Origin of the sequence: Subtercola lobariae (genome assembly GCF_014640255.1) — a bacterium.
GTDB classification, from domain to species: Bacteria; Actinomycetota; Actinomycetes; order Actinomycetales; family Microbacteriaceae; genus Subtercola; species Subtercola lobariae.
In genome coordinates this window covers 322,855-347,372 of record NZ_BMGP01000003.1, presented here as the reverse complement: position 1 = coordinate 347,372, position 24,518 = coordinate 322,855, and the positions used below count along the sequence as shown (strand labels likewise).

Annotated in this window: 26 protein-coding genes and 1 tRNA gene; 16 read left to right on the top strand and 11 right to left on the bottom strand. The window is 65.1% G+C overall.

Going from position 1 to position 24,518, the window contains the following annotated elements; translation table 11 throughout:
* Positions 1-10: 10 nt before the first annotated feature.
* The 7 genes from IEX24_RS09625 to IEX24_RS09595 all read left to right on the top strand — a co-directional run bounded on the left by IEX24_RS09625 (position 11) and on the right by IEX24_RS09595 (position 6,188).
* Positions 11-595: a phosphoribosyltransferase gene (locus IEX24_RS09625; RefSeq protein WP_188677396.1), complete on the top strand. Its 585-nt coding sequence runs from the start codon at positions 11-13 to the stop codon at positions 593-595.
* The gene (locus IEX24_RS09620) at positions 550-1,356 is read left to right on the top strand and encodes a type 1 glutamine amidotransferase family protein (protein WP_188677394.1); all 807 of its coding nucleotides are present in this window, start codon (positions 550-552) and stop codon (positions 1,354-1,356) included. Before IEX24_RS09625 ends, IEX24_RS09620 begins: the two co-directional genes overlap by 46 nt.
* Entirely contained in the window at positions 1,353-2,081 is a 729-nt protein-coding gene (locus IEX24_RS09615) for a uracil-DNA glycosylase (protein ID WP_188677392.1), read from the top strand. Before IEX24_RS09620 ends, IEX24_RS09615 begins: the two co-directional genes overlap by 4 nt.
* Positions 2,082-2,091: 10 nt before the next feature.
* Complete coding sequence (locus IEX24_RS09610; protein WP_188677390.1) at positions 2,092-2,670, top strand: GNAT family N-acetyltransferase; 579 nt, start codon at positions 2,092-2,094, stop codon at positions 2,668-2,670.
* A gap of 38 nt (positions 2,671-2,708) precedes the next feature.
* Positions 2,709-4,142: an amidase gene (locus tag IEX24_RS09605; protein ID WP_188677388.1), complete on the top strand. Its 1,434-nt coding sequence runs from the start codon at positions 2,709-2,711 to the stop codon at positions 4,140-4,142.
* A gap of 63 nt (positions 4,143-4,205) precedes the next feature.
* Entirely contained in the window at positions 4,206-4,724 is a 519-nt protein-coding gene (locus IEX24_RS09600; protein WP_188677385.1) for an SIP domain-containing protein, read from the top strand.
* 177 nt (positions 4,725-4,901) lie between these two features.
* Positions 4,902-6,188, top strand: coding sequence for an HNH endonuclease signature motif containing protein (locus tag IEX24_RS09595; protein WP_188677381.1), 1,287 nt, complete (start codon positions 4,902-4,904; stop codon positions 6,186-6,188).
* A gap of 152 nt (positions 6,189-6,340) precedes the next feature.
* Here IEX24_RS09595 and IEX24_RS09590 read toward each other — a convergent pair whose 3' ends face one another.
* The 5 genes from IEX24_RS09590 to IEX24_RS09570 form a co-directional block, all read right to left on the bottom strand.
* Positions 6,341-7,234: an SDR family NAD(P)-dependent oxidoreductase gene (locus IEX24_RS09590; RefSeq protein WP_229715209.1), complete on the bottom strand. Its 894-nt coding sequence runs from the start codon at positions 7,232-7,234 to the stop codon at positions 6,341-6,343.
* Positions 7,231-7,611 carry a Fe-S oxidoreductase gene (locus IEX24_RS09585; RefSeq protein ID WP_372435712.1) on the bottom strand — a complete coding sequence of 127 codons (381 nt, stop codon included), beginning with the start codon at positions 7,609-7,611 and terminating at the stop codon, positions 7,231-7,233. Before IEX24_RS09585 ends, IEX24_RS09590 begins: the two co-directional genes overlap by 4 nt.
* A gap of 71 nt (positions 7,612-7,682) precedes the next feature.
* Positions 7,683-9,194 (bottom strand): dihydrolipoyl dehydrogenase family protein, encoded by a 1,512-nt coding sequence (locus IEX24_RS09580; protein ID WP_188677378.1) that lies wholly within the window; start codon positions 9,192-9,194, stop codon positions 7,683-7,685.
* Positions 9,195-9,315: 121 nt separating this feature from the next.
* The gene (locus tag IEX24_RS09575; RefSeq protein ID WP_229715208.1) at positions 9,316-10,239 is read right to left on the bottom strand and encodes an arginase family protein; all 924 of its coding nucleotides are present in this window, start codon (positions 10,237-10,239) and stop codon (positions 9,316-9,318) included.
* A 126-nt stretch (positions 10,240-10,365) separates the two neighbouring features.
* Entirely contained in the window at positions 10,366-11,043 is a 678-nt protein-coding gene (locus IEX24_RS09570; RefSeq protein ID WP_188677376.1) for an NADPH-dependent F420 reductase, read from the bottom strand.
* Between the two features lie 118 nt (positions 11,044-11,161).
* On the opposite strand from IEX24_RS09570, the gene IEX24_RS09565 reads away from it, so the two are divergent.
* Positions 11,162-11,905: a gamma-glutamyl-gamma-aminobutyrate hydrolase family protein gene (locus tag IEX24_RS09565; RefSeq protein ID WP_188677373.1), complete on the top strand. Its 744-nt coding sequence runs from the start codon at positions 11,162-11,164 to the stop codon at positions 11,903-11,905.
* A gap of 99 nt (positions 11,906-12,004) precedes the next feature.
* Here IEX24_RS09565 and IEX24_RS09560 read toward each other — a convergent pair whose 3' ends face one another.
* Complete coding sequence (locus IEX24_RS09560; protein WP_188677369.1) at positions 12,005-12,163, bottom strand: hypothetical protein; 159 nt, start codon at positions 12,161-12,163, stop codon at positions 12,005-12,007.
* 320 nt (positions 12,164-12,483) lie between these two features.
* Positions 12,484-12,780, bottom strand: coding sequence for a hypothetical protein (locus IEX24_RS09555; RefSeq protein WP_188677367.1), 297 nt, complete (start codon positions 12,778-12,780; stop codon positions 12,484-12,486).
* Here IEX24_RS09555 and IEX24_RS09550 point away from each other — a divergent pair.
* The gene (locus IEX24_RS09550; RefSeq protein WP_188677364.1) at positions 12,779-13,099 is read left to right on the top strand and encodes a hypothetical protein; all 321 of its coding nucleotides are present in this window, start codon (positions 12,779-12,781) and stop codon (positions 13,097-13,099) included. The two genes, IEX24_RS09555 and IEX24_RS09550, sit on opposite strands and share 2 nt — an antisense overlap.
* 795 nt (positions 13,100-13,894) lie before the next feature.
* Here IEX24_RS09550 and IEX24_RS09545 read toward each other — a convergent pair.
* The 3 genes from IEX24_RS09545 to IEX24_RS09535 form a co-directional block, all read right to left on the bottom strand.
* Positions 13,895-14,275, bottom strand: coding sequence for a hypothetical protein (locus IEX24_RS09545; protein WP_229715248.1), 381 nt, complete (start codon positions 14,273-14,275; stop codon positions 13,895-13,897).
* A gap of 53 nt (positions 14,276-14,328) precedes the next feature.
* Complete coding sequence (locus IEX24_RS09540; protein WP_188677358.1) at positions 14,329-14,517, bottom strand: hypothetical protein; 189 nt, start codon at positions 14,515-14,517, stop codon at positions 14,329-14,331.
* A gap of 559 nt (positions 14,518-15,076) precedes the next feature.
* Positions 15,077-15,151: transfer RNA gene (locus IEX24_RS09535), tRNA-Arg, on the bottom strand.
* An 86-nt stretch (positions 15,152-15,237) separates the two neighbouring features.
* On the opposite strand from IEX24_RS09535, the gene IEX24_RS09530 reads away from it, so the two are divergent.
* The 3 genes from IEX24_RS09530 (at position 15,238) to IEX24_RS09520 (ending at position 18,838) form a co-directional block, all read left to right on the top strand.
* A complete protein-coding gene (locus tag IEX24_RS09530; protein ID WP_188677355.1) occupies positions 15,238-16,032 on the top strand; it encodes a transglutaminase-like domain-containing protein in 795 nt (264 codons plus the stop codon).
* A 160-nt stretch (positions 16,033-16,192) separates the two neighbouring features.
* On the top strand, positions 16,193-17,872 hold the full coding sequence (argS, locus tag IEX24_RS09525; RefSeq protein ID WP_188677352.1) for an arginine--tRNA ligase: 1,680 nt from the start codon (positions 16,193-16,195) through the stop codon (positions 17,870-17,872).
* Positions 17,873-18,019: 147 nt separating this feature from the next.
* Positions 18,020-18,838, top strand: coding sequence for an LmeA family phospholipid-binding protein (locus IEX24_RS09520; protein WP_188677349.1), 819 nt, complete (start codon positions 18,020-18,022; stop codon positions 18,836-18,838).
* A gap of 132 nt (positions 18,839-18,970) precedes the next feature.
* Here IEX24_RS09520 and IEX24_RS09515 read toward each other — a convergent pair whose 3' ends face one another.
* Positions 18,971-19,309 (bottom strand): hypothetical protein, encoded by a 339-nt coding sequence (locus tag IEX24_RS09515; protein WP_188677347.1) that lies wholly within the window; start codon positions 19,307-19,309, stop codon positions 18,971-18,973.
* Positions 19,310-19,541: 232 nt separating this feature from the next.
* Between IEX24_RS09515 and lysA the strand changes: the two genes are divergently transcribed.
* The 4 genes from lysA to thrB are packed head-to-tail and all read left to right on the top strand — an operon-like array spanning position 19,542 to position 24,395.
* Complete coding sequence (lysA, locus tag IEX24_RS09510; protein ID WP_188677344.1) at positions 19,542-21,023, top strand: diaminopimelate decarboxylase; 1,482 nt, start codon at positions 19,542-19,544, stop codon at positions 21,021-21,023.
* Positions 21,020-22,351: a homoserine dehydrogenase gene (locus IEX24_RS09505; RefSeq protein WP_188677341.1), complete on the top strand. Its 1,332-nt coding sequence runs from the start codon at positions 21,020-21,022 to the stop codon at positions 22,349-22,351. Before lysA ends, IEX24_RS09505 begins: the two co-directional genes overlap by 4 nt.
* Positions 22,351-23,457 (top strand): threonine synthase, encoded by a 1,107-nt coding sequence (thrC, locus tag IEX24_RS09500; RefSeq protein ID WP_239082797.1) that lies wholly within the window; start codon positions 22,351-22,353, stop codon positions 23,455-23,457. Before IEX24_RS09505 ends, thrC begins: the two co-directional genes overlap by 1 nt.
* Positions 23,454-24,395: a homoserine kinase gene (gene thrB / locus IEX24_RS09495; protein ID WP_188677338.1), complete on the top strand. Its 942-nt coding sequence runs from the start codon at positions 23,454-23,456 to the stop codon at positions 24,393-24,395. Before thrC ends, thrB begins: the two co-directional genes overlap by 4 nt.
* Positions 24,396-24,518 lie beyond the last annotated feature (123 nt).

Here is a 24,518-nt window from a genome sequence, read left to right as displayed (position 1 = left end):
CCGTAGTCGAATGGCCGAGAGTGCAGAAGTCACAGAGAACACCGTTGATGTCGATTCAGTCGAGGCAGTCGATTCAGTCGAGGCAGTCGATTCAGTCGAGGTAGTCGATTCAGTCGATTCGGTCACGCCTGAACGCGAAGTGCTCGGCTGGCTGGAGTTCGGCGAGGCATCTCGAGTGCTCGCGACGAGTGTGCTCGAGAGCGGGTTCGTACCCGATTTCGTCATTGCGATTGCGCGCGGTGGCCTGCTGCCCGCGGGTGCGCTCGCCTACGCAACGGGCACGAAGAGCTGCGGCAGTCTCAATGTGGAGTTCTACAGCGATATCGAGACGACGTTGCCTGAGCCGATCATCCTGCCGCCCATGCTCGACAACACTGCACTGATCGGCAAGAACATCTTGCTCGTCGACGACGTCGCCGACTCGGGCCGCACGTTGGCGCTGGTGGTGGGGTTGCTTACGAAAATCGGCGTCATCGTGAAAACCGCCACGCTGTATTCGAAGCCACGCTCGGTGATCGAGCCCGACTTCTACTGGCGCAAGACCGATCGGTGGATCGTCTTTCCCTGGTCGGCGCACCCGCCCGTATCGGTCTGAGTTCGGTCGGCGTGGGCATCCATCTGGTGGGCGGCGGCTGGCCGCCCGAAGACGACGGAGCGGTCTACCGCGAATTTCTCTCTGAGGCCGCCGAATTGGCCCTGCGAGAGGGCCGGCTCGAGGGCCCGCGCGTTGTGATCGTTCTCGTGCGCGACGGCGACGCGCCTGAGAAGTACGCCGAGCTGCGGGCCGCGCTCGACCTGATCACCGAGTTCGAGCCCGTTCCTGTGCTGCTCGCCGAAGGGAGGTTGGTCGACCCGCGGGTGCTCGTGGGCTCGCACGGCATTCTGGTCTGGGGCGGCCTCACCCCGGCCTACCGCGACAGCCTTGCTCCCGCGTTCGACGAGATTCGGCGCCAGGTTTCAGCGGGCGTGCCGTATCTCGGCTTCTCGGCCGGAGCAGCTATTGCTTCAGAGCAGGCCCTTCTCGGCGGCTGGAAGATCGGCGAGGTCGAGGTGTCGCCGCAGGAGGCCTCTGAAGACCTCGACGAAATCACTCTGGGCGAAGGCATCGGCCTCATCGACCTCGCCGTCGATGTGCACGCGGCGCAGTGGGGCACGCTTTCGCGGCTGATCGCTGCCACCGAGGCCGGCCTGACCGACAGCGGGGTGGCCATCGACGAACACACGGCGCTCATCGTGGGCGACGGCCCGCTGCGTGTAGTGGGCCGCGGCAGCGTCTGGACGGTCACGCTCGTCGACGGTGCCGTGCGCGTCGCGACCATGGGTGAGCTCAGCGACGACCCCGAGCTCGACGTATGACAAGCAAATCACTCTCTGAACTCGCCGCCGACGGGCAGATGGATGCCGGCTGGGCCGAGGCGCTCACGCCCGTTGCGGGCACTATCGCTGCCATGGGCGACTTTCTCCGCGCCGAGGTGGCTGCCGGGCGCGGGTACCTGCCCGCGGGCGCGAACGTTCTGCGCGCGTTTCGGTACCCGCTGGCCGATGTTCGGGTGCTCATTGTGGGTCAAGACCCGTACCCCACCCCCGGGCATCCGATCGGCCTCTCGTTCGCGGTCGAACGACACGTTCGGCCGGTGCCACGCAGTCTGCAGAACATCTATCGCGAGCTGAACACCGACCTGGGCGTAGTGCCGCCGGTCCACGGCGACCTCACGGCCTGGAGCGAGCACGGCGTCATGCTGCTGAACCGCGTGCTCACGATTCAGCCGGGCGTCGCCGGCTCGCACCGCGGCAAGGGCTGGGAGGCCGTGACCGAGCTGGCCATCAAGACGCTCGCCGCGCGCAGCACACCCCTGGTCGCCATTCTGTGGGGTCGGGATGCCGCCAACCTCACGCCGTGGCTGGGCCAGACGCCGGTCATCGAGTCTGCGCACCCCAGCCCGCTCTCGGCCAGCCGGGGGTTCTTCGGCTCACGCCCGTTCAGCCGCGCAAATGCCGCGCTCATCGCGCAAGGATCGGAGCCCATCGACTGGGCGCTCGGCCCAGACGGGTCGCTCGGTTCTGACGGGTCGCTCGGCTAAGATCGAGCCCATGCTCGAAGAGGAATATCAGGCCCGCCGCACCCTGCCGGCGAATCTGCGACCTCCTACGCCTCCGCTGCCGAAATTCGAGTTCAGCATTCGTGACGCGACCATGGCCGACATGCCAGCGGTACGCGAGCTTTACAACCACTACGTGGCGAACACGGTAGTGACACTCGACGAAGACGCGATGACCCTGAAGGAGTGGCGCTCGAAGTTCGAGTGGGTGTCGAGGCTCAATCTGCCGTTCTTGCTTGCCGTGTCACCGACCGACCAGATGATCGGTTTTGCCTATGTGTCGCCGTGGAAGCAGAAGGCGGCCTACCGCCGAACCGTCGAAGACAGCATCTACCTCGGGCCGGCCGCGACCGGCAAGGGTCTCGGCAAAGCGCTCATGAAAGAGTTGCTCGCCCGCAGCAAAGCCGCGGGTGTCAAAGAGGTGCTCGCCGTCATCGTCGACAAGGGTGCAGAGGGCTCGATTCGGTTGCACGAGAGCCTCGGCTTCAAAGAAGTCGGCCGGCTCGGCAAGGTGGGCTTCAAGTTCAACCGGTGGCTCGGCACGGTGCTGCTGCAGAAGCACCTGAAGTAGCGCGCTGACTACTGGGTGTGCCGTGGCAGACTCGGTGCATGGCACAGTTGCATGACCTCAGCGCCCTCGAACAGTGGCACCTTCTGCAGAAAGGCGACGTCGGTGTCGTCGAACTGACCGAGCACTACCTCGGCCGCATCGAGCGTTTGAACCCTGAGCTCGGTGCCTTTCACGAGGTCACGGCCGAGAAGGCGCTCGAACGGGCATCCACTGTCGAATCGAACGTGCCGCGCACGACCACTCTGTGGGGGCTGCCGTTCGGCGACAAAGACCTGGTGCGGCGGGCAGGTGTTCGCACGACGTTCGGGTCGCGGCTGTTCGAGAACTTCGTGCCCGAGGAGTCTGACGAGATCGCCGACGCGCTCGACGCTGCCGGGGGAGTGAGCCTCGGTAAGACCGCAACGCCCGAATTCGGGCTGCCGAGTTACACCGAGAACCTCGTGGCGCCGCCGGCCCGCAACCCCTACGACACCGACCTGGGCCCCGGTGGTTCGAGCGGTGGCGCTGCCGTTGCGGTCGCGGCGGGGCTGCTGCCGTTCGCGCCCGGGTCTGACGGCGGCGGATCCATTCGCATACCAGCGGCGGCGACCGGCCTCGTCGGGCTGAAGCCGACTCGCGGGCTGATTCCGGCGGCGTCGGGCATCGGCACGCTGGCGGGGCTCGGGGTGGGCGGCCCGCTCGCGCGTACGGTGACGGATGCCGCACTGCTGCTCGACGGAATGATCAGCCCCTCGGGCGGTGCTCCGGCGCACCACTTCAGCCTGCGCGCCCCAGAAAACCTCGACGGCCCCTACCTCGGAGCAGCCATTCGCGGCGAGGGCCGCTTTCAGCTCGGCGTGCTCACCGATTCGCCCTGGGATTCTGCCTACGAGATCACCATCGACCCCGAGGTGCGCGAGACGTTCGAGCAGACCGTCGGCCTGCTGGGCGAACTCGGTCACGGGCTCGAATCGCTCTCGCTGCTGCCCTCGCCCGAATACGCGCCGGCGTTTCGCACCATTTGGCAGGCCGGCGCTGCGCTGATACCCGCCGATGACAGCACCGAGCATCTGCTCGAGCCGCTGACGCGCTGGCTGATGCATCGTGGGCGTGCGCTCGGGGCGGCCGAACTGGCTCGCGCGCTGCAGACCCTGTCGTCGTTCGAGCGGTCGGTCATCCACCAGTTCGAATCGTTCGACGCCGTCGTGACGCCCACGCTCGCGCTGCCGCCGCGGCCCATCGGCTGGTTCGACCCCGAAGACGGCGAGCACAACTTCGCGCAGCAGGTGCAGTACACGCCGTTCACTTCGTTCGTGAACGTGAGCGGGCTGCCGGCGATCACGCTGCCGGTGGGGCAGACGGCGGCCGGGTTGCCGCTCGGCGTTCAGCTCATCGGCCGGCCGGGCGGCGAGGCCACGCTGCTCTCGCTCGGGCGGCAACTCGAGAGGCGGCTGCGGTGGGATCTGGTGCATCCACCTGCGTTCAGCCTGTGAGTTCACGAAGGCGGGGCATCGCTGCGTTGCGAATAAGGTTAGGCAACCCTATGCTTGAGACAAATGAGCGTAGTGATGCAGAGCCCCCGCAGCGTGGATAAAGGCAGTGTGGTCGAAGGCGGCGTGGTCGAAGGCGGCGTGGTCGGCTCACCCCTTACGACCGGGCTCTCCGGTCAGGTTCTGGTCGCCGCTGACGAAACGTGCATCGCAGAGGTTCGTGACCTGGTCTCTCGGCTCGACGCCATTCAATCGCGATCGCGCCGCACGCGCGGACAGATCTTCATCGAGGTCGCTTCGGCCGCCGACATCGAGCTACTCGAGACTCCTGAACTCATCACGGTGACGTGGCTCGCCCGCGATGTCCGCACCGGTGACCCCGGTACCAGCACGGCCTGTGCCCCGGGCCAGGCCCTCGGCCGTTCGGTACGCGCGTGGGTTTCTGAGATGTGCACCGGCGACGCCGAGTTTGACGGCACCGAGATCACGGCGGTCGTCTTTGGCGACACCGAGTCGATCTCCGACCTGCGCCTCGACCTCATCGCCCAGCTCGGCGTAGAGACCGCGGAGTCTGCAGCTCTTTAGTCATCGATTCTCGGCACGTCAGGAACTCGGCACGGCACGTTAGGGCTCGGGCACGCTCGGGTCTCGCCACGTCTGGGTCTCGCCACGTTTGGGTCTAGCCACGTCTGGGTCTCGCCACGTCGGGCGCGAAAATTCGGGTGAAAACTCAATGTCGGTGGCTCATGGTGAACTTATCTCATGAAACTTCCACCGTCTGGCAACGTGCCGTCTGCGCACGAGCGGCTTCTGCTGCGCGAGCAATTCGCCGCCGCCATCACAGAGGTCGTCGCCCTCGAACGCCAGGTCTCCCGGGTGCAGGCCGAGCAACTCGCCTGCATCGAGCGAGCGCGCTTGGCCAGCCTCTCCATGGGCGTACGCGACCAATCGACGGGCGGCCCGGGCTGGTCGCCCGCGGTGGTGGCCGAACGAATCGTTGTGACAGAGTTGGCCGCCGCTGTGCACCTGAGCGAAACGGATGCCCGGCGGCGCCTCGACACGGCCGAAGCCCTCGCGGGGCCGCTCTCTGCCACTCGCGAAGCGCTACAGAGCGGCGACATCTCGTACCGGCACGCCGAGAAGATCGCACACCATGCGGCAGGTCTACGTCCAGACCGTCTGCACGACTACGAGAGCCTGGTTCTCACAGCGGCGAAGCGAGTGTCTGTTCAGCGGCTCGGTAGTGTCGCTCGCGCCGCCGTCGAAGAGGCTCAGCCCATGACCGACGTTGAGCGTCATCTCCGCGCGGCTGCCGAACGCAGGGTCACCATCGACGCGGCCACCGATGGAATGGCGTACCTCACCCACTACCTTCCGGCTGTCGAGGCGGTCGCGATCTACAACCGCGCGACGGAACTCGCCCGATCACTGAAGAACGGGGGCGACCTTCGCACCATGGCTCATCTCCGAGTCGATACGCTCAGTGACCTGATGCTCAACGGCGAGACGTCGATTCCAGGGTGCACGACGGGCATTCGGCCGCACGTGCGGGTTACCGTTCCGGTGTTGACACTGTTGGGTCATGATGGCGGCGGCGCCGCACAGCTTGAAGGTTATGGACCGATCGACCGGTTGACCGCTCTGCGACTCGCCCGTTCGGCACCCAGCTTTCGCCGTGTTCTCACCGACCCGATCACGGGGGTGGTGCTCAACTTCGGTCGCGAACGGTATCGGCCGCCTGCAGATCTTGACGAACTGATTCGGCTGACCCACACGGAGTGTGCTTTTCCCACCTGCGGAATTCCTTCCGCCGCGGCCGAACTCGACCATACCCGGCCGTGGTCAGAGGGCGGCGAGACGAATTTCGCCAACCTCGGCCCGCTCTGCTCGAGCCATCACAAAGTGAAGCACCACACCGAATGGAAGGTCGAGCACGATCCGGCCCCACCAGGCTCACTGCTCTGGACATCTCCCGTCGGGTTCGCCTACCTCGTCGAGCCGACTCCGGTGGCGCCCCGCTCCGCAGTTCGTCACGGCCCAACTCGGTGATGTGGCAAGTGAAGACTCCACGTTGAACGGCCCGGAGCCGCCCTTCTGATTCACCGTGGATTCACTTCGAGCAGGGGAGAGCAGGGGAGAGCAGGGGAGACTCGGGAAGCTCAGGTGCGAACGCTCAAGTGCGAACGCTCAGGCGCGGCGGGTCAGGCGACGGCGGGAGCCGTGTCTCGCGCCGAGACGGCCCAGAGCTTCGCAGCCAGGTCGGCGTCGTTCGCGCGCGCCGAGGTGCGTCCGTTCGGAGTGAGTTGGTCGAAGAAGGTGCCGCTCGGGGCATCCACATCGGGTATCGACGCCAGCTGCACCAAGGGAGTCCCGCCCGCTTCGGGCGAGAGGCCGATGTGACCCTGGCCCACCACGTTGGCGAACTTCAGCAGGGCCGTGTCGCCGGCGAACGACGTCGCCACGAAGCCTGGGTGAAAGGCGTAGGCCTCGAGGCCAGTGCCGGCCGTACGTCGGGCGAGTTCTTTGATGAAGAGGATGTTCGCCAGCTTGGCCGCGCAATACGCCGGCCAGCCGCCGAACCACCGTCGGTTACGCAAGTCGAGGTCGTCGAGGCGAATTCTGCCGAAGTTGTTCGCGCTCGACGCCGTTGAGATCACCCGAATCGGTGCCTCGGCCGCGTTCTCGAGCAGTCGAGGCAGCAGCAGAGTGGTCAGCAAGAAGGGCGCCAAGTGGTTGCTCTGAATGGTGCGTTCGTGCCCGTCAGCGGTGAGGGAGCGCTTCTTCACCAGCCCGCCGGCGTTGTTCGCGAGAACGTCGATGCGGTCGAATCGGGTCAGCAGAGCATCCGCCAGCCCGCGCACCTCGTCGAGGTGGTCGTAGTCGGCCAGAAACGCCTCGCCGCCCACGTCGCGCGCCACTGCTCGTGTTCGCTCGGGGTTTCGCCCGACCACGGCCACGGTTGCGCCTTCGGCGGCAAGAGTGCCGGCCGCAGAACGGCCGATGCCCGAGCTTGCGCCCGTGATCACGATGACCTTGCCGGTCAACGATCCGTTCGGTTCTTCGGGTGACGTGCCCGACGGCTCTGCAGCGCTCACCGGTAACCGCCTTTCTCGAGCCCGGCTTCGACTTCGAAGCGGTTGGTCAGTGGGTCAGATCCGGCGAGAAAATACGCCAAGGGAAAGAGCAGGCCGTACTTCTGCCACTGTAACCGGTGCACGGCTTCGTGTTCGAGAACCTGCGGGCCTGCATTCGTGTCAGTGAGGTACACCCCGCCGATGCATGACCCGCCGCGAGAGAACGCCCACGTCGGCACACCGGTGAACACGAACAGGCCGTCGACGCGGCGGATGCGGCCCGTGCTCAGCACGGCACCCCACACGACGCCGACCAGGGTGGCGTACAGATACCCGGCGCGTGCCAACGGGGGAGCGAGCAACACTGGTCGCAACAGCGCTCTCAGAGCCGTCGACACCGTTGTCGGGGCGGCCGTCGGCACGGCTGTCGGCGCTGAGGTCGCTACGGCGCTCGGCACCCTCGGCGGCTTCAGAAGCTCGACCCGTCTCGCCCGTAGGTCTCGAGCAGTCGCAACCAGACTTCGCTGAGCGTCGGATACGACGGCACCGCATGCCACAGCCGGTTCAGCGGCACCTCACCCACCACCGCGATGGTGGCCGAGTGGATGAGCTCGCCCACGTCTTGGCCCACGAAGGTCGCCCCCAGAAGCACCTGACGTTTTTCGTCGACCACCATCTTGGCGCGGCCGACGTAATTCTCGCTCGTCACGCTCGCGCCGGCGACCCAGCTGATGTCGTACTCCACGGCGCGAACCGAGTAGCCCGCCTTCTTCGCAGCCTCTTCGGTGAGGCCCACAGACGCAACTTCGGGGTCGGTGAAGGTCACCTGAGGAACCGCTTCGTGATCGGCCGTGGCGACGTGCGCGCCCCAGGATTCGATGGAGAGCTTCTTGCCGAGTGCGCGCGCCGCGATCACATCGCCAGCGGCCCTGGCCTGGTATTTTCCTTGATGAGTGAGCAGCGCGCGATGGTTCACGTCGCCGGTGGCATAGAGCCATTCGCCCTCGAGCGGCCTGCCTTCGTCGTCGAGCACGAGCAGCGTGTCGTCGGTGCTCAGCCACTGGTGCGGCTTCAGCCCGATGGTCTCGAGACCGATGTCGCCCGTGTGCGGGGTTCGGCCGATGGCCACGAGAAGCTCGTCGACCACGAGAGTGCTGCCGTCGTCGAGCGTAAGAGTGACTTCGCCGCCCGCACCGTTGCGCTCTACCTGCGTCGGTGAGACTCCGATCTTCACCTGCGCACCCAGACCGATGAGCGAGTCGCGCACCAGCTCGCCGGCGAAGGGTTCTTGGGTGCTGAGCAGTGCAGAGCGCGATAGCAGAGTCACCTCTGAACCGAGTGAGGCGTACGCCGTGGCCATTTCGCACCCCACGACTCCGCCGCCCATGATGGCGAAACGCTTCGGAATGGTCTGAGAGGAGGTCGCTTCGCGGCTGGTCCACGGTGCGGAGTCTGCGAGGCCCGGAATGTCGGGCAACAACGCGGCCGAACCGGTCGAGACGGTGATTGCGTGCCGTGCCACCAGCTTCGTGACGCTGCCGTTCTCGTGGGTGATAGCGAGCTCTTTCGGCCCGATGAACCGAGCGAATCCGCGGATGAGCGTGATGTGAGCCCCCTCGACCCACTCCACCTGGCTCTTGTCGTTCCACTCGTTGACGACCTCGTTGCGCCGGTTCAGCACGGCGCGCACGTCGAACCCATCGACGTTCACGGCCTCACGCGCACCCGACACGTTCTGCGCCTCGCGGAGGGCCGCACCGCTGCGCAGCAGAGCCTTCGAAGGCATGCAGGCCCAGTACGAGCATTCGCCGCCCACGAGCTCCGCTTCGACGAGTGCAACGGTGAGTCCGCCCTGCACGGCGCGATCTGCCACGTTCTCGCCGATCGCTCCAGCACCGATGACCACGAGGTCGAAGGTCTGGGTTTCGGCGAAGACCTGCGCATCGGCAGCGCTCGAACTCGAACCAGAATCTGACGTCATCGTAATCCTCTCGCAGAGCCGCATCCGGCTCACATCACACTACCTGCCGAACTTTTTTCAGGGTGATGGTTGACGAACGGCGCACTCGCTGCGTCTGCGTGGCTCAGAGGGTATGCGTGGCTCAGAGGGGACGAGTCAGAGCCGAGATGACGCGCAGCACCGCAGAGAGATCGTCGGTCGCCGCGTCAGGGCTGGCAGGCGCGAACTGAGTGATTCCGGCACCCACCACGGTGAAACGGCGGCGCACCGCCACAATGTTCTCGACGAGCGCGGCGACGCTCAGTCCGAACGGTTCGGGGTAACTGACGCCCGAAATCTCTGCGGGGTCGAGCACGTCGAGGTCGATGTGCAGGTACACCTTGGTCGCCCCGGTCGCGCTCACTGCAGTGACCAGCGCATCGCCCCGCTCGAGTTCTTCACTCTGCTGCAGAGCATCGACGCTCAGCTCGGTTATGCCGTTCTCCTCGACGAACTGCTGTTCCACGTCGTCGAGCGAGCGCACTCCGGCCAGAACAAGGCGGTCGGGCGTGAGCGCCCGCTCGGGCACGAGAAGTTCGGTGCCGTCGCCGAGCACCGTTCGGAGCACCATACTCGAGAAGGCTCCGTCGCCGGAGTCTTCGGGTTGCAGAAGGTCGGCATGGGCATCCAGCCACACCACAGCCAGCTCGGGATGGTCGCGCACCGCTTCGCTCACCGGAGCCAGCTCGACACCGCAGTCGCCGCCGATGGTGACCACGAAATCGGCGCGCGGCGCCCCCGAGTCGTCGCCGACCCCGTCACCCGACGCCGTCGAGTCGGTGGGTGCCGAACCCGCCAGCGGCGTGCTCGCCAGGGCACGTAATACCGAGTCGCGGATGCTCCGCAGCGCACTCACGCGCGCCACCCCCGTTGCGAGGCTTTCACCGGCGCCCAGAGCGATCTCCAAGCGGTTCGTCACCCGAGGCGGCAAGTCACCCGCAATGGCGTCGGCGCCATCGATGAGCTGCATTGCGCGAGAAGAACCAGAACCCTGCCACTGGGGCACCACGAGAAAAGTTGCTGACACCGTCTCAGTGTGCCACGAGCGGGCTGGGCAAGCTCGCACCGCAGCGCAGACTGTGCAGAACCAAAAGGTCGGCTCGTTATGCAGAACGAGCTCGCCCGTGCAGAACGAGTTGCGCTCATCGCCCCGCTACGCGTGCGAACCGAACTCGCCCGGCACCAGCTCCCCGACACGCTTCGCAGCCGCCAGGTCGCCTGTCAGCTCGTCGATGGTGCGGTATCCCGCCACATAGCCCGGCTCATCGCGCTGAATGCGCCAGCCCTCGGCGAGCGGGCCGGCATCGAGGGCGTCGAACCCGAACTCGTCGAGGAGGGTCGCCACGGTCGCCTTGGCTGCTTCGTCGTCTCCGGCGATGACGAGGGCGCGACGGCCCGTCGTACCAGCCGGCTTGCCGTCGGCGGTGAGTTGCGCCGACGCGATGTGGTTGAACGCCTTGACCACGTACGACTCGGGCAGGTGCGCTTGAAGCAGCTCGGCCGAGGTCGTGCTGCCATCATCGAGTTCGGCCACGTGCCCGTCGCGCTCGAAGTAGTAGTTGTTCGTGTCGATGACCACCTTGCCCGCGAGCTCGGCGACCGGCACGTCGAGGTAGGCCTTGAACGGAATCGAGACGACAGCGATGTCGGCTGCGGTTGCGGCCTCGACGGCCGTTGCCGCAGAGGCGAGCGGGCCGAGTTCGTCGACGAGCTCGGCGAGCGTCTCCGGCCCACGCGAGTTGCTGATCACCACGGTGTATCCGTTTGCTACCGCGAGACGGGCGACCTGAGCGCCGATGTTGCCTGAACCTATGAATCCGAGAGTTGTCATGCTGCCTCAAACCGCGGTGAGCGATCGAATGTTCCCGCGGGCATCCACAATTCGCCAGTGTTGCGAAACGTTACCGGCCTGCTTGGTGATCGTGCGTGCCGCGTCTTTAATAGAACGCATGCCCGCCGCCCCCTCAGCACTGCGCCTCGCCGTCGTCGAGGTGACCCGGTCTCGACCGCACGACTCGGCCTATCACTCGTACATCGACCTGCTCAATTCGCGTGTCGTTCGAGAGGCCGAAGCGCAGGGGTACAGCGTTTCTCGCATTGCCGCGGCAGACGTCGGGGCTGAGGCGCTGCTCGAGTCGACGCGCGACGCCGACGCCATCGTGGTGATGGGCGGCGAAGATATCGCTCCGCGGTTCTACGGGGGAGCATCCGAATACCCGAGCCAGGGGCGGCATTTCGAGGTCGCTGACGAGGCACAGATTGCGCTCGTTCGCCGTGCGGTTGAAACATCCACACCACTGCTCGGCATCTGCCGTGGTCTGCAGATCATCAACGTGGCGCTCGGCGGCACGCTCGTGCAAGACATCGGCACCGAGACGATTCACAAGAACCTCGATGTGCCGGTCGATGAAACCATGGCTGGGCACGACGTGGCGGTGCGCGCCTCGAGCCGTCTCGCCGCAACGCTCGGGGCCTCAGTCGTTGTGCAGAGCGCGCATCACCAGGCGGTGGATGCGCTCGGCTCTGGCCTCGTGGTCGTCGCAACGGCGGCTGACGGACTGCCCGAGGCCGTCGAACATGTGTCTGCACCGATCATCGGCATTCAGTGGCACCCCGAAGACCCGGGCGCGCCGGTCGGTCAGCTCGAACTGCTGCTTGCGGCGTTGCACCGCGACGAGGCGCTCGCGGCCTGAGGTTCAACGTCGAGCTGAGGCTTGCGTCGACTTGAGTGTTGGCGGTCGCAGGGCCGAGTTTGTCGCTGGGGTTCGGCGGCCTCCGGGCCAGAGTTCGGCTTAGCGAGTGATGGTGCCGATGGCGCCGGTCGTGTGGGCCTGCGCCTGACGCAGATCTGCGAGTTCGGCGATCTTCGGAATGCGGCCGACGATCAACGCAATGGGAAGAGACACGATCACCCAGACCGTGCCGACGATGACGATGAGTGCAAGCGTCATGTGGTGCTCCTTCGGTGGTTCGTCGAGAGGGGAATGATCCGTCGACGAGCTTTCGAAGAAGCCTGGCCCGACGCTGGGTCACTGGTGCGTTGTTGAGAGCATAACTCCGCATTTGAGCAGGGAAGCGCTCTAACGGCGTTTCGCGGCAAATTTCTTGAGAAATTTCTCAGATGCCTGTAGTCTCACCGAACTCGGCCCCCCGAACGGGGGTATTTCGCGGAAAAAGGGCTTGTGGTGTGGAGTTCCATTGCCAAAATGTTGCCAAGCCTATGAATCGGCGGCGATCTTCGTCAGGGGGCGTGAAGTCGTCGGGTGCCTGCTCAATTTCGACTCTTGTGACCGATCCAGCCGATTCCGTCAGGCTTACCCTCATCGTCGATTGGCAGCTGCTGTAGACCAGTCCGCGCAACCGTCAGACCGCTTTCTGGGTCATCCGACAACGCGCGCAAGGCTGCGGTGATCGCGTGAGGCCAATTCGAGACTCCGACCGGATCGAGATCGACGTACCCCGTTGTGTTGGGATACCGCGCTGACAGCTTCTCCTCGTCGGTGATGACGATCTCTATGTTCGCGCGTGTCCGTAGGTGCTGTAGCTCCTCGGAGAATTCGTCTGTCATGGGCATCACCGTATCGACCGTCGGGCTCGGCGTTCATGGTGGGGTTCGCGCAGGCCGGTGTGCACCAGCGAAGGAGATTTACCTGTGTCAGTCAGCCTTGGACGATGGTCAGACGCTGCCTTTCGAAAAGGATGTGACCGCGAAAACTGGTGGCGCGTTTGACTTCAGCAGCTTCCTGCTTTCGGCTGTCGGCGACCAGACCACAACGACGATTACGTGCACTATCACCGTGAATGGCAAGGTGATTTCTACCCAGACGGGCAGCGGGCCGTTCGCGAACGCGACGTGTAGCGTCTCAGGTTCTGACCTAACGAAGTAATCGCCCAAAACGAAAAAAGCCCCAGCCCCCCATGAGGCTTGGTGGGGCTCGTTCTATCTGCGGGAGAGCGACCCGGTACGGCTGATCACCACAGGCGCCGCGGGCACGCTGATCGAAGTGGATGACTTACCCTCGATGTTGTGAGCACTCCAGAGCCGCGCCGGCATCAGCTGCGGTCACACCTCAGCCCGTGTCGACCCAAGATGCGTTCGACCGGGGCATGAAGTCCGGTGTCGAGTACGAGAAATGGTTCTGCTCGAACACGGTTACACCGACGCCGACGCCATCGCTTTTCGGGTGTGCTGGTGTCGATGCCGTACTGCGCGAGGGCTTGCCAATCGATTCGTTGGCCAGTTAGCTCTTAGGCATGCGTGGTTGGCTCATGAGACATCGGTGGAACGGTTTAGCGCCACTCATCGTCAGTGTGGGTACTCTTATTCGCCATCTGATGCAACACGACCTTGACTCGCTGACCTGATTGTATTCGGTACGCTGTCAGCCATCGCGGTGATATGGATTTTATGGGCCTCGATTCTCATCCGACGCCACGGCCCTGTCGTGAGCGCTGCGCGTCATGCGTCGAGCAAGACCAAATACCTGTAACGACTAAGACGCCCCACGGGCCCAATGAATCCGCATTTAGGGTCGCTCGACTCAGCATGCATCTGACCCTCGAAGATCGCGCGACCGTGACGCTCACAAACGGCGTAGACGAGAAGCAGACCGGACTCGTTGACGGTGACCTGCTCGGTGGGCGCTTCGTCGCACCCGCCGATCATGCAGCCAGTCATAGCTTCAGTCGATGCTTTCGATGGATGAGATATCGTCGGGTGGCTCCGACCGGCATCGTTTCTGCCTATCTAATTCGTCCTGCATTGCGACGAAGAAGCGGTCGATCTCACCGACACGCCGAGTGAACAGGAGGGTCTCTGCGCCAGGAATTCTCCCGACAACATCAAGCTCGATCCGGGTGTGCGTCTCGTCAACGGCTGTATATCGAAGATGTGGCTCGAAGAGGGCATAACCGCCGAGCACCTGCGCAAAAGGATCCACGAGACTCGTGCCTTTTACCGCGCGGCGAACAAAATCACGCACCTCATCAAATGGCACAGGCACGACGAGTTGCGGTGCGTGTCTCGCGGCGAGTTCCTTTTTCGGATGTTTCCGCGGTTCCATCTCTTTCACAGGGCGAGCGTATCCCCAGCTTGGCGTGTTGTCGTCGGATGTGCCTACACTCGGCGCGTGCGCAGGCCGGTGCGCTCCGAGAGGAGCAGCCAGTGGTCGGTGACGGGCGTATCCGTATCGGATGGCACGAGTGGGTGATCGTACGGAATAACCCGCGATACCCGAAGGCTCTCATTCGTCGCATCGACCCGGGCGAACTTACCGAACACTTCAGAGTCGTTTCGTTCGATCATGACCCGACTAAACGCCAACTTCTCGGTAGATATCGCACTCTCGGGCAGCGAATGACTCGGTGTCGTACGACCGTGTTGATGACGGGCTGCCGGCGCATACCGGGTATCCGATTTACACCGGGAACACGCCGCTCTCGGAACGCGACTCTATCTCTAGTCGAGCGGCCGCAGCCGACGCCGATGATTAGTCGAGTCCGACGCACTCACGTAGGGCTGATCAGAAGTCGCTTGACGAGACCTCTTGCAATGGCTCTAAATCAGTGATGCGTTCTGGCGGATGGCGGATAAGGCGAATCGACGAGTTGAAATACAAGACTGCAAGCAGCGCATCCGTTGCAGTACTCACCTAGATGTCGAAACTCACCTAGATGTCGAACGTTCGATTGACTGCGCCCGAAACGGCCAGAAACAATAAGGGCCCGGCGCAGCGACCTTGACAGTGTTTCAGCGGCACTCGATCAGGCCATCCAGAAATCGAATGTTGCCAAAACGTTGCCAGAACGCGAATACAGAGGAAACCCGGAACCCGCGAGATCCGCGTAGTTCCGGGCTTCAAAGCTGGTGGCCCCACGCAGATTCGAACTGCGGCCCCTGCCTCCGGAGGGCAGTGCTCTATCCCCTGAGCTATGGGGCCAGGAGTGCGGTGTTCACATTACCACCGGCCGGGGGTCGCTCGAAGACGGCTGGGGCGGGCATCCGTTTCATGACAAAATCGAGAGCATGAAGCGAACGGTCAGCGCCCACATCGAATGTGACATCGACGCCCCCGCGAACCTCGTGTTCTCGATAGCCGTGGCGGCGGGGTTTATCGCCGAAACGGAGACTGTCGAGTATGAGTTCAACGGGCATCCGCTCACCCCCGTCGACATCACCGATGTGCACGGTACACGCCTTCATGAATTCGATACCGGCCGAGGGCATTTGAGCCTCAATTACTGGGCTGAGGTCGAGGGAACGGCAGCGGCGGCGCCGGTGAGCAAAAACGACCTCATTACGTATCTGCGGCCGAGCCGGTATTGCGAGAGTGACACTCTGTTGCCAACCGCGCGCTCGGAGTTCTCGGGGCTCGAGGGGCGCATGCTGCTTGACAGCGTGAGTTCGTGGGTGGGCGAGAAGCTGAGCTACGTTCCGGGCTCGAGTCTGCCCACCGACGGCGCGGTGCGCACGCTGCTCTCGCGGCAGGGCGTCTGCCGTGACTATGCGCACCTCGTGGTGGCGTTGCTGCGCGCGCTCGATGTGCCCGCGCGACTCGTGTCGGTGTATGCGCCGGGCCTTGACCCGATGGATTTTCACGCCGTCGCCGAGGCCTACGTCAATGACGAGTGGTTCGTGGTGGATGCCACCGCGCTCGCCCCCCGGCAGAGCCTGGTGCGCATCGCCACTGGCCGCGATGCCGCTGACACCGCGTTTTTGAGCAACCACGGCGGCTGGCTGGCCCTCACGGCGCTTGAAGTGACGGCGACAGTGGATGCTCTGCCGCGCGACGACACCCGAGAACTCGTTCAGCTGCACTAGCCCCGCTGCTTCCGCTGAGTACCCGCCGGCTCGACGCCGCGGGTTTGACGCAAAGGCGCGCTATCAAGCTTCAGAGGGGGCTTTCGCGTCAAATCGGTGACGAAGTCGGGTGACAGAGGGCGCAGGATGCACGCAGGGCGCCGCGATAGGCTTGAATACCGTGACTCCCGAAGCCCTCTCCAGCGCCCTGTTCGACATCGTGACCGCTCGACTCGACGCTCGACGTGCAGCTGAGCCGGATGCCGCTGCCGAGACCATCTCGGTGGTCGACGTTCAGCTCGAGCGCCCCCGCAACCGCGACCACGGTGACTGGACCACCAACATCGCCATGAAGCTCGCCAAGTCTCTGGGCACGAATCCGCGCGCGTTCGCCGCCGAGCTCACCCCCGAGATCGAGGCCATCGATGGCGTGGCGAAAGTGGATGTCGCGGGCCCGGGGTTCATCAACATCACCCTCGAAACCGCGGCCGCCGGCGAGATCGTGCGCACCATTCTCGAGGCCGGCGACGATTACGGTCACAACCACGTGCTCGACGGGCTCAGCGTGAACATGGAGTTCGTTTCGGCGAACCCTACCGGACCGTTGCATTTGGGGCACACCAGGTGGGCCGCTCTCGGCGACGCGATCGCCCGGGTGCTCAGCGCATCCGGAGCCGATGTGACGACCGAGTACTACATCAATGACGCCGGCAACCAGATGGACAACTTCGGCGCCTCAGTGCTGGCAGCCGCCAAGGGCGAACCGACGCCGCAGGGCGGGTACCCCGGGGAGTACATTCAAGAACTCGCCGCAAAAGTGCTCGCCCAGGTGCCGAACCTGCTCGAGTTGCCCGAGAAAGAGGCCATCGCGGTGGCCCGCGACCTCGGTTACCTGCAGCAGCTCGAAGAGATCAAGACGAGTCTCGAGAACTTCAATGTGCACTTCGATGTGTTCTTCTCTGAGCGCACCCTGCACGCGGTCGACCCTGAAACCGGTACGAGCCTCATCGACCAGGCCGCCGTGCGCCTGCGCGAGCAGGGCCACGTCTTCGAAAAAGACGACGCCGTCTGGGTGCGCACCACCGACTTCGGCGACGACAAAGACCGCGTTCTGACCCGTGGCAACGGCATCACGACCTACTTCGCTGCCGACGCGGCCTACTACCTCAACAAGAAAGACCGCGGTTTCACCGAGAAGATCTACCTGCTCGGCGCCGACCACCACGGCTACGTGGGCCGACTCAAGGCGCTCGCTGCCGCGGCCGGTGACGACCCCGACGTGAACATCAAAATTCTCATCGGGCAGCTCGTCAACCTCAACGGTGCCAAGCTGTCGAAGCGCGCGGGCAACATCGTCGAGCTCGATGACCTGCTCAACTGGGTGGGTGCGGATGCTCTGCGGTACTCACTCGCCAGGTACCCCGCCGACTCTCCGCTCTCCCTCGACGGTGAGACCTTGCGCAGCCGCACAAACGACAATCCTGTTTTCTATGTGCAGTACGCCCACTCCCGCACCCGCTCCGTGGCGAAGAACGCCCTGGCGGCCGGTGTGGATCGCAGCGCCTTCGAACCCGCGCTGCTCACCCACGAGACTGAAACCGAGTTGCTCGGCTCTCTGCAAGAGCTTCCGCGCATCGTGGCCCAAGCGGCCGAGCTGCGCGAGCCGCACCGTGTGGCGCGCTACCTCGAAGAGGTCGCTGGTCACTACCACCGCTGGTACGGCGCGTGCCGCGTGCTGCCGCTCGGCGACGAGCCGGTCAGCGACCTGCATCGCACCCGCCTGTGGCTGAACGACGCCACGGGTCAGGTCATTCGCAACGGCCTCGACCTGCTCGGCGTGTCGGCTCCCGACCGTATGTAGCCGTTGCGGCTACCCGCCTCCGGCAACGCCCTGCCGGTGGCCCGGTGCCGACCGCCCACCCCGGTCGCCGACGCCGGTCGCCCTGACCGGCACGCGTAGGAGCGGCCCAACCCGGCGGCAGCAAGAGGGATTATGTAGGCTGCCCGTATGGCAATTCCCGCTCCGCCACCGGCGTCATCGGCCAGAACGCCGGGGCCGTCATTGGCCGCTGGCGCGGCGCCGAACAAGCCCGCTGGGCACAATCGGGGCCGAGTGATCGCTATCGTCGTCGGCGCTGTCGTGCTGCTGGCGGTGATTCTGGTCGTAGCCGACTTCGGAGTGCGCGCCTACGCCGAAGGCCGCGTTCGCCAGGCGGTCATCGACAATCTGCCGGCGAGTGTCACGGGTGACGTCGATGTGAGCATCGGCGGCGGCCCGTTTCTGCTGCAGTACGCCACGGGTACTTTCAGCCAGGTAACCCTCACGAGCAAGAATCTGCAGGTCAATGGCGTTCCGGCCGAGGTGCAAGTGGTCGCCCACGATGTGTCGACCGATACGTCGAAGCGGGTGCCCCGGGCATCCGCTAGCCTGACGCTCGATCAGGCAGCGCTGAACTCGTTTCTGAGCATTCCGGGGTCGAATGAAATCACTCTGGGCGACGGAACGGTGGGCTACTCGGGCCAGTTTCAGGTCTTCGGGCTGACGCTCGGGTACGACGCCACAGCCACGGCGGCGCCGCAGGGCCCGGATGTTCTGCTGACGCCTACCGGAGCACAACTCTCCGCGGGCTCAGCCTCGTTCGACGTCAGCGGAGCCTTGAAGGCAGTCGTGTCGAAACCCATCTCCATTTGCGTGGCCCAGTATCTGCCCGCGGGAGTGCAGATCACGTCGATCGCACCCACGAATGGGCAGGTGACGGTGACCGCAGAGGCGACGAACATCACGCTGAGCGAAGACGCGTTGAAGACCACGGGCAGCTGCGACTGAGAGCGAGCGGGCTGGCTGACCGGGCAACTACAGGCAGGCAGGCAGGCGCCAGGCAGGCCGACAGGCAGCCAGGCATCCAAGCGCCAGGCAGGCGCCAGGCGCCAGGCAAGCACCCGTGCGCGAGGTTCGGCTCTACGACTTCGGCTGATCGGCCACCTTCGTGTCGATGTGAAAGTCGCCGCCGTTGACGTTGCTGATGGTCGACGTGGAGTCGTAGATCGTCGTCGGGTCGGTAGCCGAACTGATGTCGCAGTGCACAACGGTGCCGTTCACCAGCGGAATGGCAGCAGACCCGCAGTCGACCGTCGGCGTCTGACCCACCTGCTTCTCGAGCAATGTCGTCACCTGCTTCGCGAAGTCGCCAGAGCTGATGGTAGCGGTGCCCGCCGAGCAGCCGAAGAGCGCGAAGGGCAGGGCGAGCATAAGGGCGGCCGCGGCCGTAGTGAGGGCGGTTCGGGAACGCGTCGGCATGTTGTCTCCAGTCTCGATGATTACTCGATTAAGTGTAGAGGCATTCTCAATTGTGACGAAGCGAAAATGTGCTCTGCGGCGAACTCCGCTAGGATTTTCTCAATCCCACGCGCAGTCCCCCTCTGCACCGGCGCGGGGTTTGACGGCTTCAGGGACCAATCCGGGTTCGCTCGCCCACACCTGACGCGCGCCCTGCCGTAGGGTGTCGCTCGATCGCCAAAGGTTTTTCCTGATGACTGCCAACCCTCTCGCTCCCTCGTGGCTTGTCGTGCCCGACGACGCCAACGAGCTCGCGCCCGCTGTGTGGCCGAGTAACGCCACCCGCGCCGCTGGCGGCGAGCTCACCCTCGGCGGCGTCACTGCCTCTGCCCTCACGGCGCAGTTCGGCACCCCGCTCTACGTCGTCGACGAGGCCGATGCCCGCGCCCGCGCCCGTGACCTGCGCGACGCCTTCGACCGCGAGTTCGCGCGAATCGGCACCGACGTCACCATCTATTACGCGGGCAAAGCGTTCTTATGCGCCGCTGTGGCCGAATGGATGACCGGCGAGGGCCTCGCCGTCGACGTCTGTAGCGCGGGCGAATTCGCCGTCGCCCTGGCCGCCGGGGTCGACCCCGCTCGCATCGGCTACCACGGCAACAACAAGTCGCTCGCCGAGATCGACAACGCGGTCGAAAACGGCGTCGGCGCCATTGTCATCGACAGCCCCGTCGAGGTGGAGCGCGTGGCTGCTGCCGCCCGGCGTCACGGGCGGGTGCAGAAGGTGCGCCTGCGGGTGAATAGCGGGGTGCATGCCCACACCCACGACTTTCTGGCGACAGCACACGAAGATCAGAAGTTCGGAATCACGCTCGATGACGCTCCGACCTTGGTCTCGAGCATCCGGTCGCACGCCAGCCTGGAGTTTCTGGGGCTGCACTGCCACATCGGCTCGCAGATCTTCGGCGCCGATGGGTTCTCAGAGTCTGCCGCGCGGTTGCTCGCCGTGCACGCCGAACTGCGGGCGGGCGGCGAGATCGCCGAACTCAACCTCGGCGGCGGGTTCGGCATCGCGTACACGACGGCTGACGACCCCACCGCCATCGCGGTGCTCGCCCGGCAGCTCGCCGACATTGTGGCCGCCGAGTGTGCGCGGCTCCAGATTCCTGTGCCGCATCTCGCGTTCGAACCGGGCCGCGTCATCATCGGCCCGAGCGCGGTGACGCTCTACGAAGTCGGCACGGTGAAGCCCGTCTCGGTCGGCCTCGACGACGGCTCCAGCGCGGTTCGCACCTACGTGAGCGTCGACGGCGGCATGAGCGACAACGCACGCCCTGCGCTCTACGGCGCTGATTACTCGGTGCGCATCGCCAACCGGGTGACGGATGCCCGTGCCGCCCTCATTCGAGTGGCCGGCAAGCACTGCGAAAGTGGCGACATCGTCGTGTACGCCGACTATCTACCGGGCGATGTGCAGCCCGGCGACACTCTCGCGGTGCCTGCGACGGGGGCCTACTGCTGGTCGCTGTCGAGCAATTACAACTATCTGGGTCGCCCCGCCGTCGTGGCGGTGAACGATGGCGCTGCTCGCGTCATCGTGCGCGGCGAGACCATCGACGACCTGCTCGCGCGCGACCCGGGCATCGGTCGCGGTACCCGCAAGGCGCAGACCGCGGGCGACCACGACACGAACAACACCGCCGCGAGCAGCCCCGATTCGCAGAAAGCATCATGATCGAATACCGCAACCTCAAAATCGCGCTGCTCGGCGCCGGCAACGTGGGCGCCCAAGTGGCGCAGCTGCTTGACGAGCACGGCGACGAACTCGCTTCGCGCGTCGGCGCGGGGCTCGAGCTCATTGGCATCGCCGTGCGTGATGTCGACGCCGACCGAACCGCGAACATCGACCGCAGCCTGCTGACGACCGACGCCGAATCGCTGATTCTCTCGGCCGACATCGTGATCGAGCTGATGGGCGGCATCGAACCGGCCCGAACCTACATCTTGCAGGCGCTGCACTCCGGCGCCGACGTGGTGACGGGCAACAAGGCGCTGCTGGCGCTGCACGGGCCCGAGCTGTTCGAGGCCGCCGAGCAGGTCGGTGCTCAGCTGTACTACGAGGCCGCGGCCGGGGGAGCGATTCCGATCATCCGCCCGCTTCGCGACAGTCTGGCCGGCGACCGTGTCAAACGCATCTTGGGCATCGTCAACGGCACCACGAACTACATTCTCGACCGCATGGATGTGAACGGCGACACGCTCGACGAGGCACTCGCACTGGCAACCGACCTCGGGTACGCCGAGTCTGACCCCACCGCAGATATCGGAGGGTTCGACGCGGCGCAGAAGGCCGCGATTTTGGCGCGGCTCGCGTTCCACTCCGCCGTTCCTGTTGAGTCGGTCTACCGCGAAGGCATCACCGGGGTGACCGCCGAGCAGGTCGAACAGGCCCGGCGCTCGGGGTATGTGGTGAAGCTGCTCGCGATCTGCGAGCGCGTCACCGACCCGGTCACAGGTGCCGAGGGTATTTCGGCGCGAGTGCACCCGGCGTTGGTGTCGCGGCTTCATCCGCTGGCCGCCGTGCACGGGGCGAAGAACGCGGTGTTCGTCGAAGCCGAGGCTGCGGGCGATCTGATGTTCTACGGCGCCGGCGCCGGTGGGTTGGAGACGGCATCCGCAGTTCTCGGCGACCTCGTTTCAGCAGCACGCCGGCATGTCGCCGGGGGCCCTGGGGTGGCCGAGTCGTTCACCGCGCACCTGCCGATTCTCGGCATCGGCAAGGTGCACACGCGCTACCAGATCACCCTCGAAGTGGCCGACGAGCCCGGTGTGCTCGCGCGCATCGCGAACGTCTTCAGCGAGAACGGAGTCTCGGTCGAGGCCGTTCAGCAGTCGGCCGGCTCACGGGCTGTGTCGATGAGTAGCGAGTCGATGAGCACCGCTACCCTAGTCATTGTCACGCACGAGTCGACCGAGGCGGCGCTGTCAGCCACCGTCGATGCGCTCGCCCAACACGCCGCTGTCGCCAGCGTGACGTCTGTAATGAGAGTAGAAGGAGCCTGATGGCCGCCGAAAGTGCCCGTATTGTGTCTCGCCAATGGAAGGGCGTGCTGCACGAGTACAAAGACCGCCTCGACGTCACCGACGCAACACCCATCATCACGCTCGGTGAGGGTGGCACTCCGCTGATCGCGGCGCCGGCGCTCTCTGCGCGCACGGGCGCGAACATCTGGATCAAGTTCGAGGGCATGAACCCCACGGGCTCGTTCAAAGACCGCGGCATGACCATGGCCATTTCGAAAGCCGTCGAACACGGGGCGAAGGCCGTCATCTGTGCTTCGACCGGCAACACGTCAGCCTCGGCGGCCGCGTATGCGGCACACGCCGGCATCACCGCGGCGGTTCTCGTGCCCGAGGGCAAGATCGCCATGGGCAAGCTCAGCCAGGCCATCGCGCACAACGCCGAGCTGCTGCAGGTCGAGGGCAACTTCGACGACTGCCTCGACATCGCCCGCGAACTCGCCGCGAACTACCCGGTGCACCTGGTGAACTCGGTGAACCCCGACCGCATCGCGGGCCAGAAGACCGCCGCCTTCGAGGTGGTCGAGGTGCTTCAGGATGCGCCCGACTTTCACATTCTGCCGGTGGGCAATGCGGGCAACTACACCGCCTACTTCCGCGGCTACAGCGAAGAGCTCGAGCGCGGCGCCACCACGAAACTGCCGCGTATGTTCGGTTTTCAGGCCGCGGGCGCAGCACCCATCGTGCTCGGACACGTGGTGAAGCACCCCGAGACCATCGCCAGCGCCATTCGCATCGGCAACCCCGCCTCGTGGAGCTTCGCAACCGAAGCCCGCGAGAAGAGCGACGGCTACTTCGGCGCCATCACCGACGATCTCATTCTCGAGGCGCACCGCATTCTCTCGGCCGAAGTAGGCATCTTCGTCGAGCCGGCATCGGCCATCAGCGTCGCGGGCCTGCTCGAGCGCTCAGAGGCCGGCGCCATTCCGAAGGGCGCCACCATTGTGCTCACGGTCACCGGCCACGGCTTGAAAGACCCGCAGTGGGCCCTCCGCACGGCCGACGGCAGCGACATCACGCCCACCGTGGTTCCTGTCGATGTGCCCGAGATCGCGGGTGTGCTCGGTCTCTCCAAGGCAACCGCGTGAGCTCGACTGAGCTCACCGGTCGCTCGGTGACCGTTCGCGTGCCGGCCACCAGCGCGAACCTCGGCCCCGGCTTCGACACCCTCGGCCTCTCACTCTCGCTGTACGACGAGCTCACTGTCACCGTGCGTGACGCGCCGGGGGCGAGCGTAGATGTTCGGGGTGTCGGCGAGGGCGAAGTGCCCACCGACGACTCCAACCTCGTCGTGCGTTCGATCGCGCACACTTTTGCGGCGTACAACCAGCCCCTGCCGGGGCTCGACCTCATTGCGCGCAACTCCATTCCGCACGGCCGCGGGCTCGGATCCTCCGGGGCCGCCATCGTGAGCGGCATCATGGCCGCGAAGGGTCTGCTCGAGGGCGTGGTCGAGATCGACGCGTTGGGGCTACTCGCTCTCGCGACAGAGCTCGAAGGGCATCCCGACAACGTGGCGCCCGCCCTCTTCGGCGGCCTCACCATTGCCTGGGTCACGCCAGAAGGCCCGCAGTTCAAGAAGCTGATGGTGCACCGCGGGGTCTCGCCGCTGGTGCTCGTGCCGAAGGCCACCATGTCGACGGCCCTAGCGCGCAGCCTGCAGCCGGCGACCGTGCCGCACGAAGACGCCATCTTCAACGTGTCACGTTCGACGCTGTTGATCGCCGCGCTCATTCAGAGCCCTGAGCTGCTGTTCGCCGCCACCGAAGACAAGCTGCACCAGAGCTATCGTGCTGCCGCTATGCCCGAAACCGACCGGCTGATCAGTCTGCTTCGTGCAGCGGGTTTTCCGGCCGTCGTCTCGGGTGCCGGGCCCAGCATTCTCGTGCTCTGCAGCGACCCGGGGCAGCGCCTCGCCGCGGCCGAATTAGTGGCCGAACACGCCGAAACACCGTGGGATTCGCTCGTACTGGCAGTCGACTTCAAAGGTGCTACAGTGATAGCGCACCCGGTCGAAGCCGCGTAGATCTCAAGCGCCGCACAGATTCACAGCCCAACAGCTCAACGGCCCAACCAGCCATGCGGCAGGGCGGCCATGTTCATCTGACTACCGATTGCACATCCTCCACATTACCGCTGACGCTTGCAG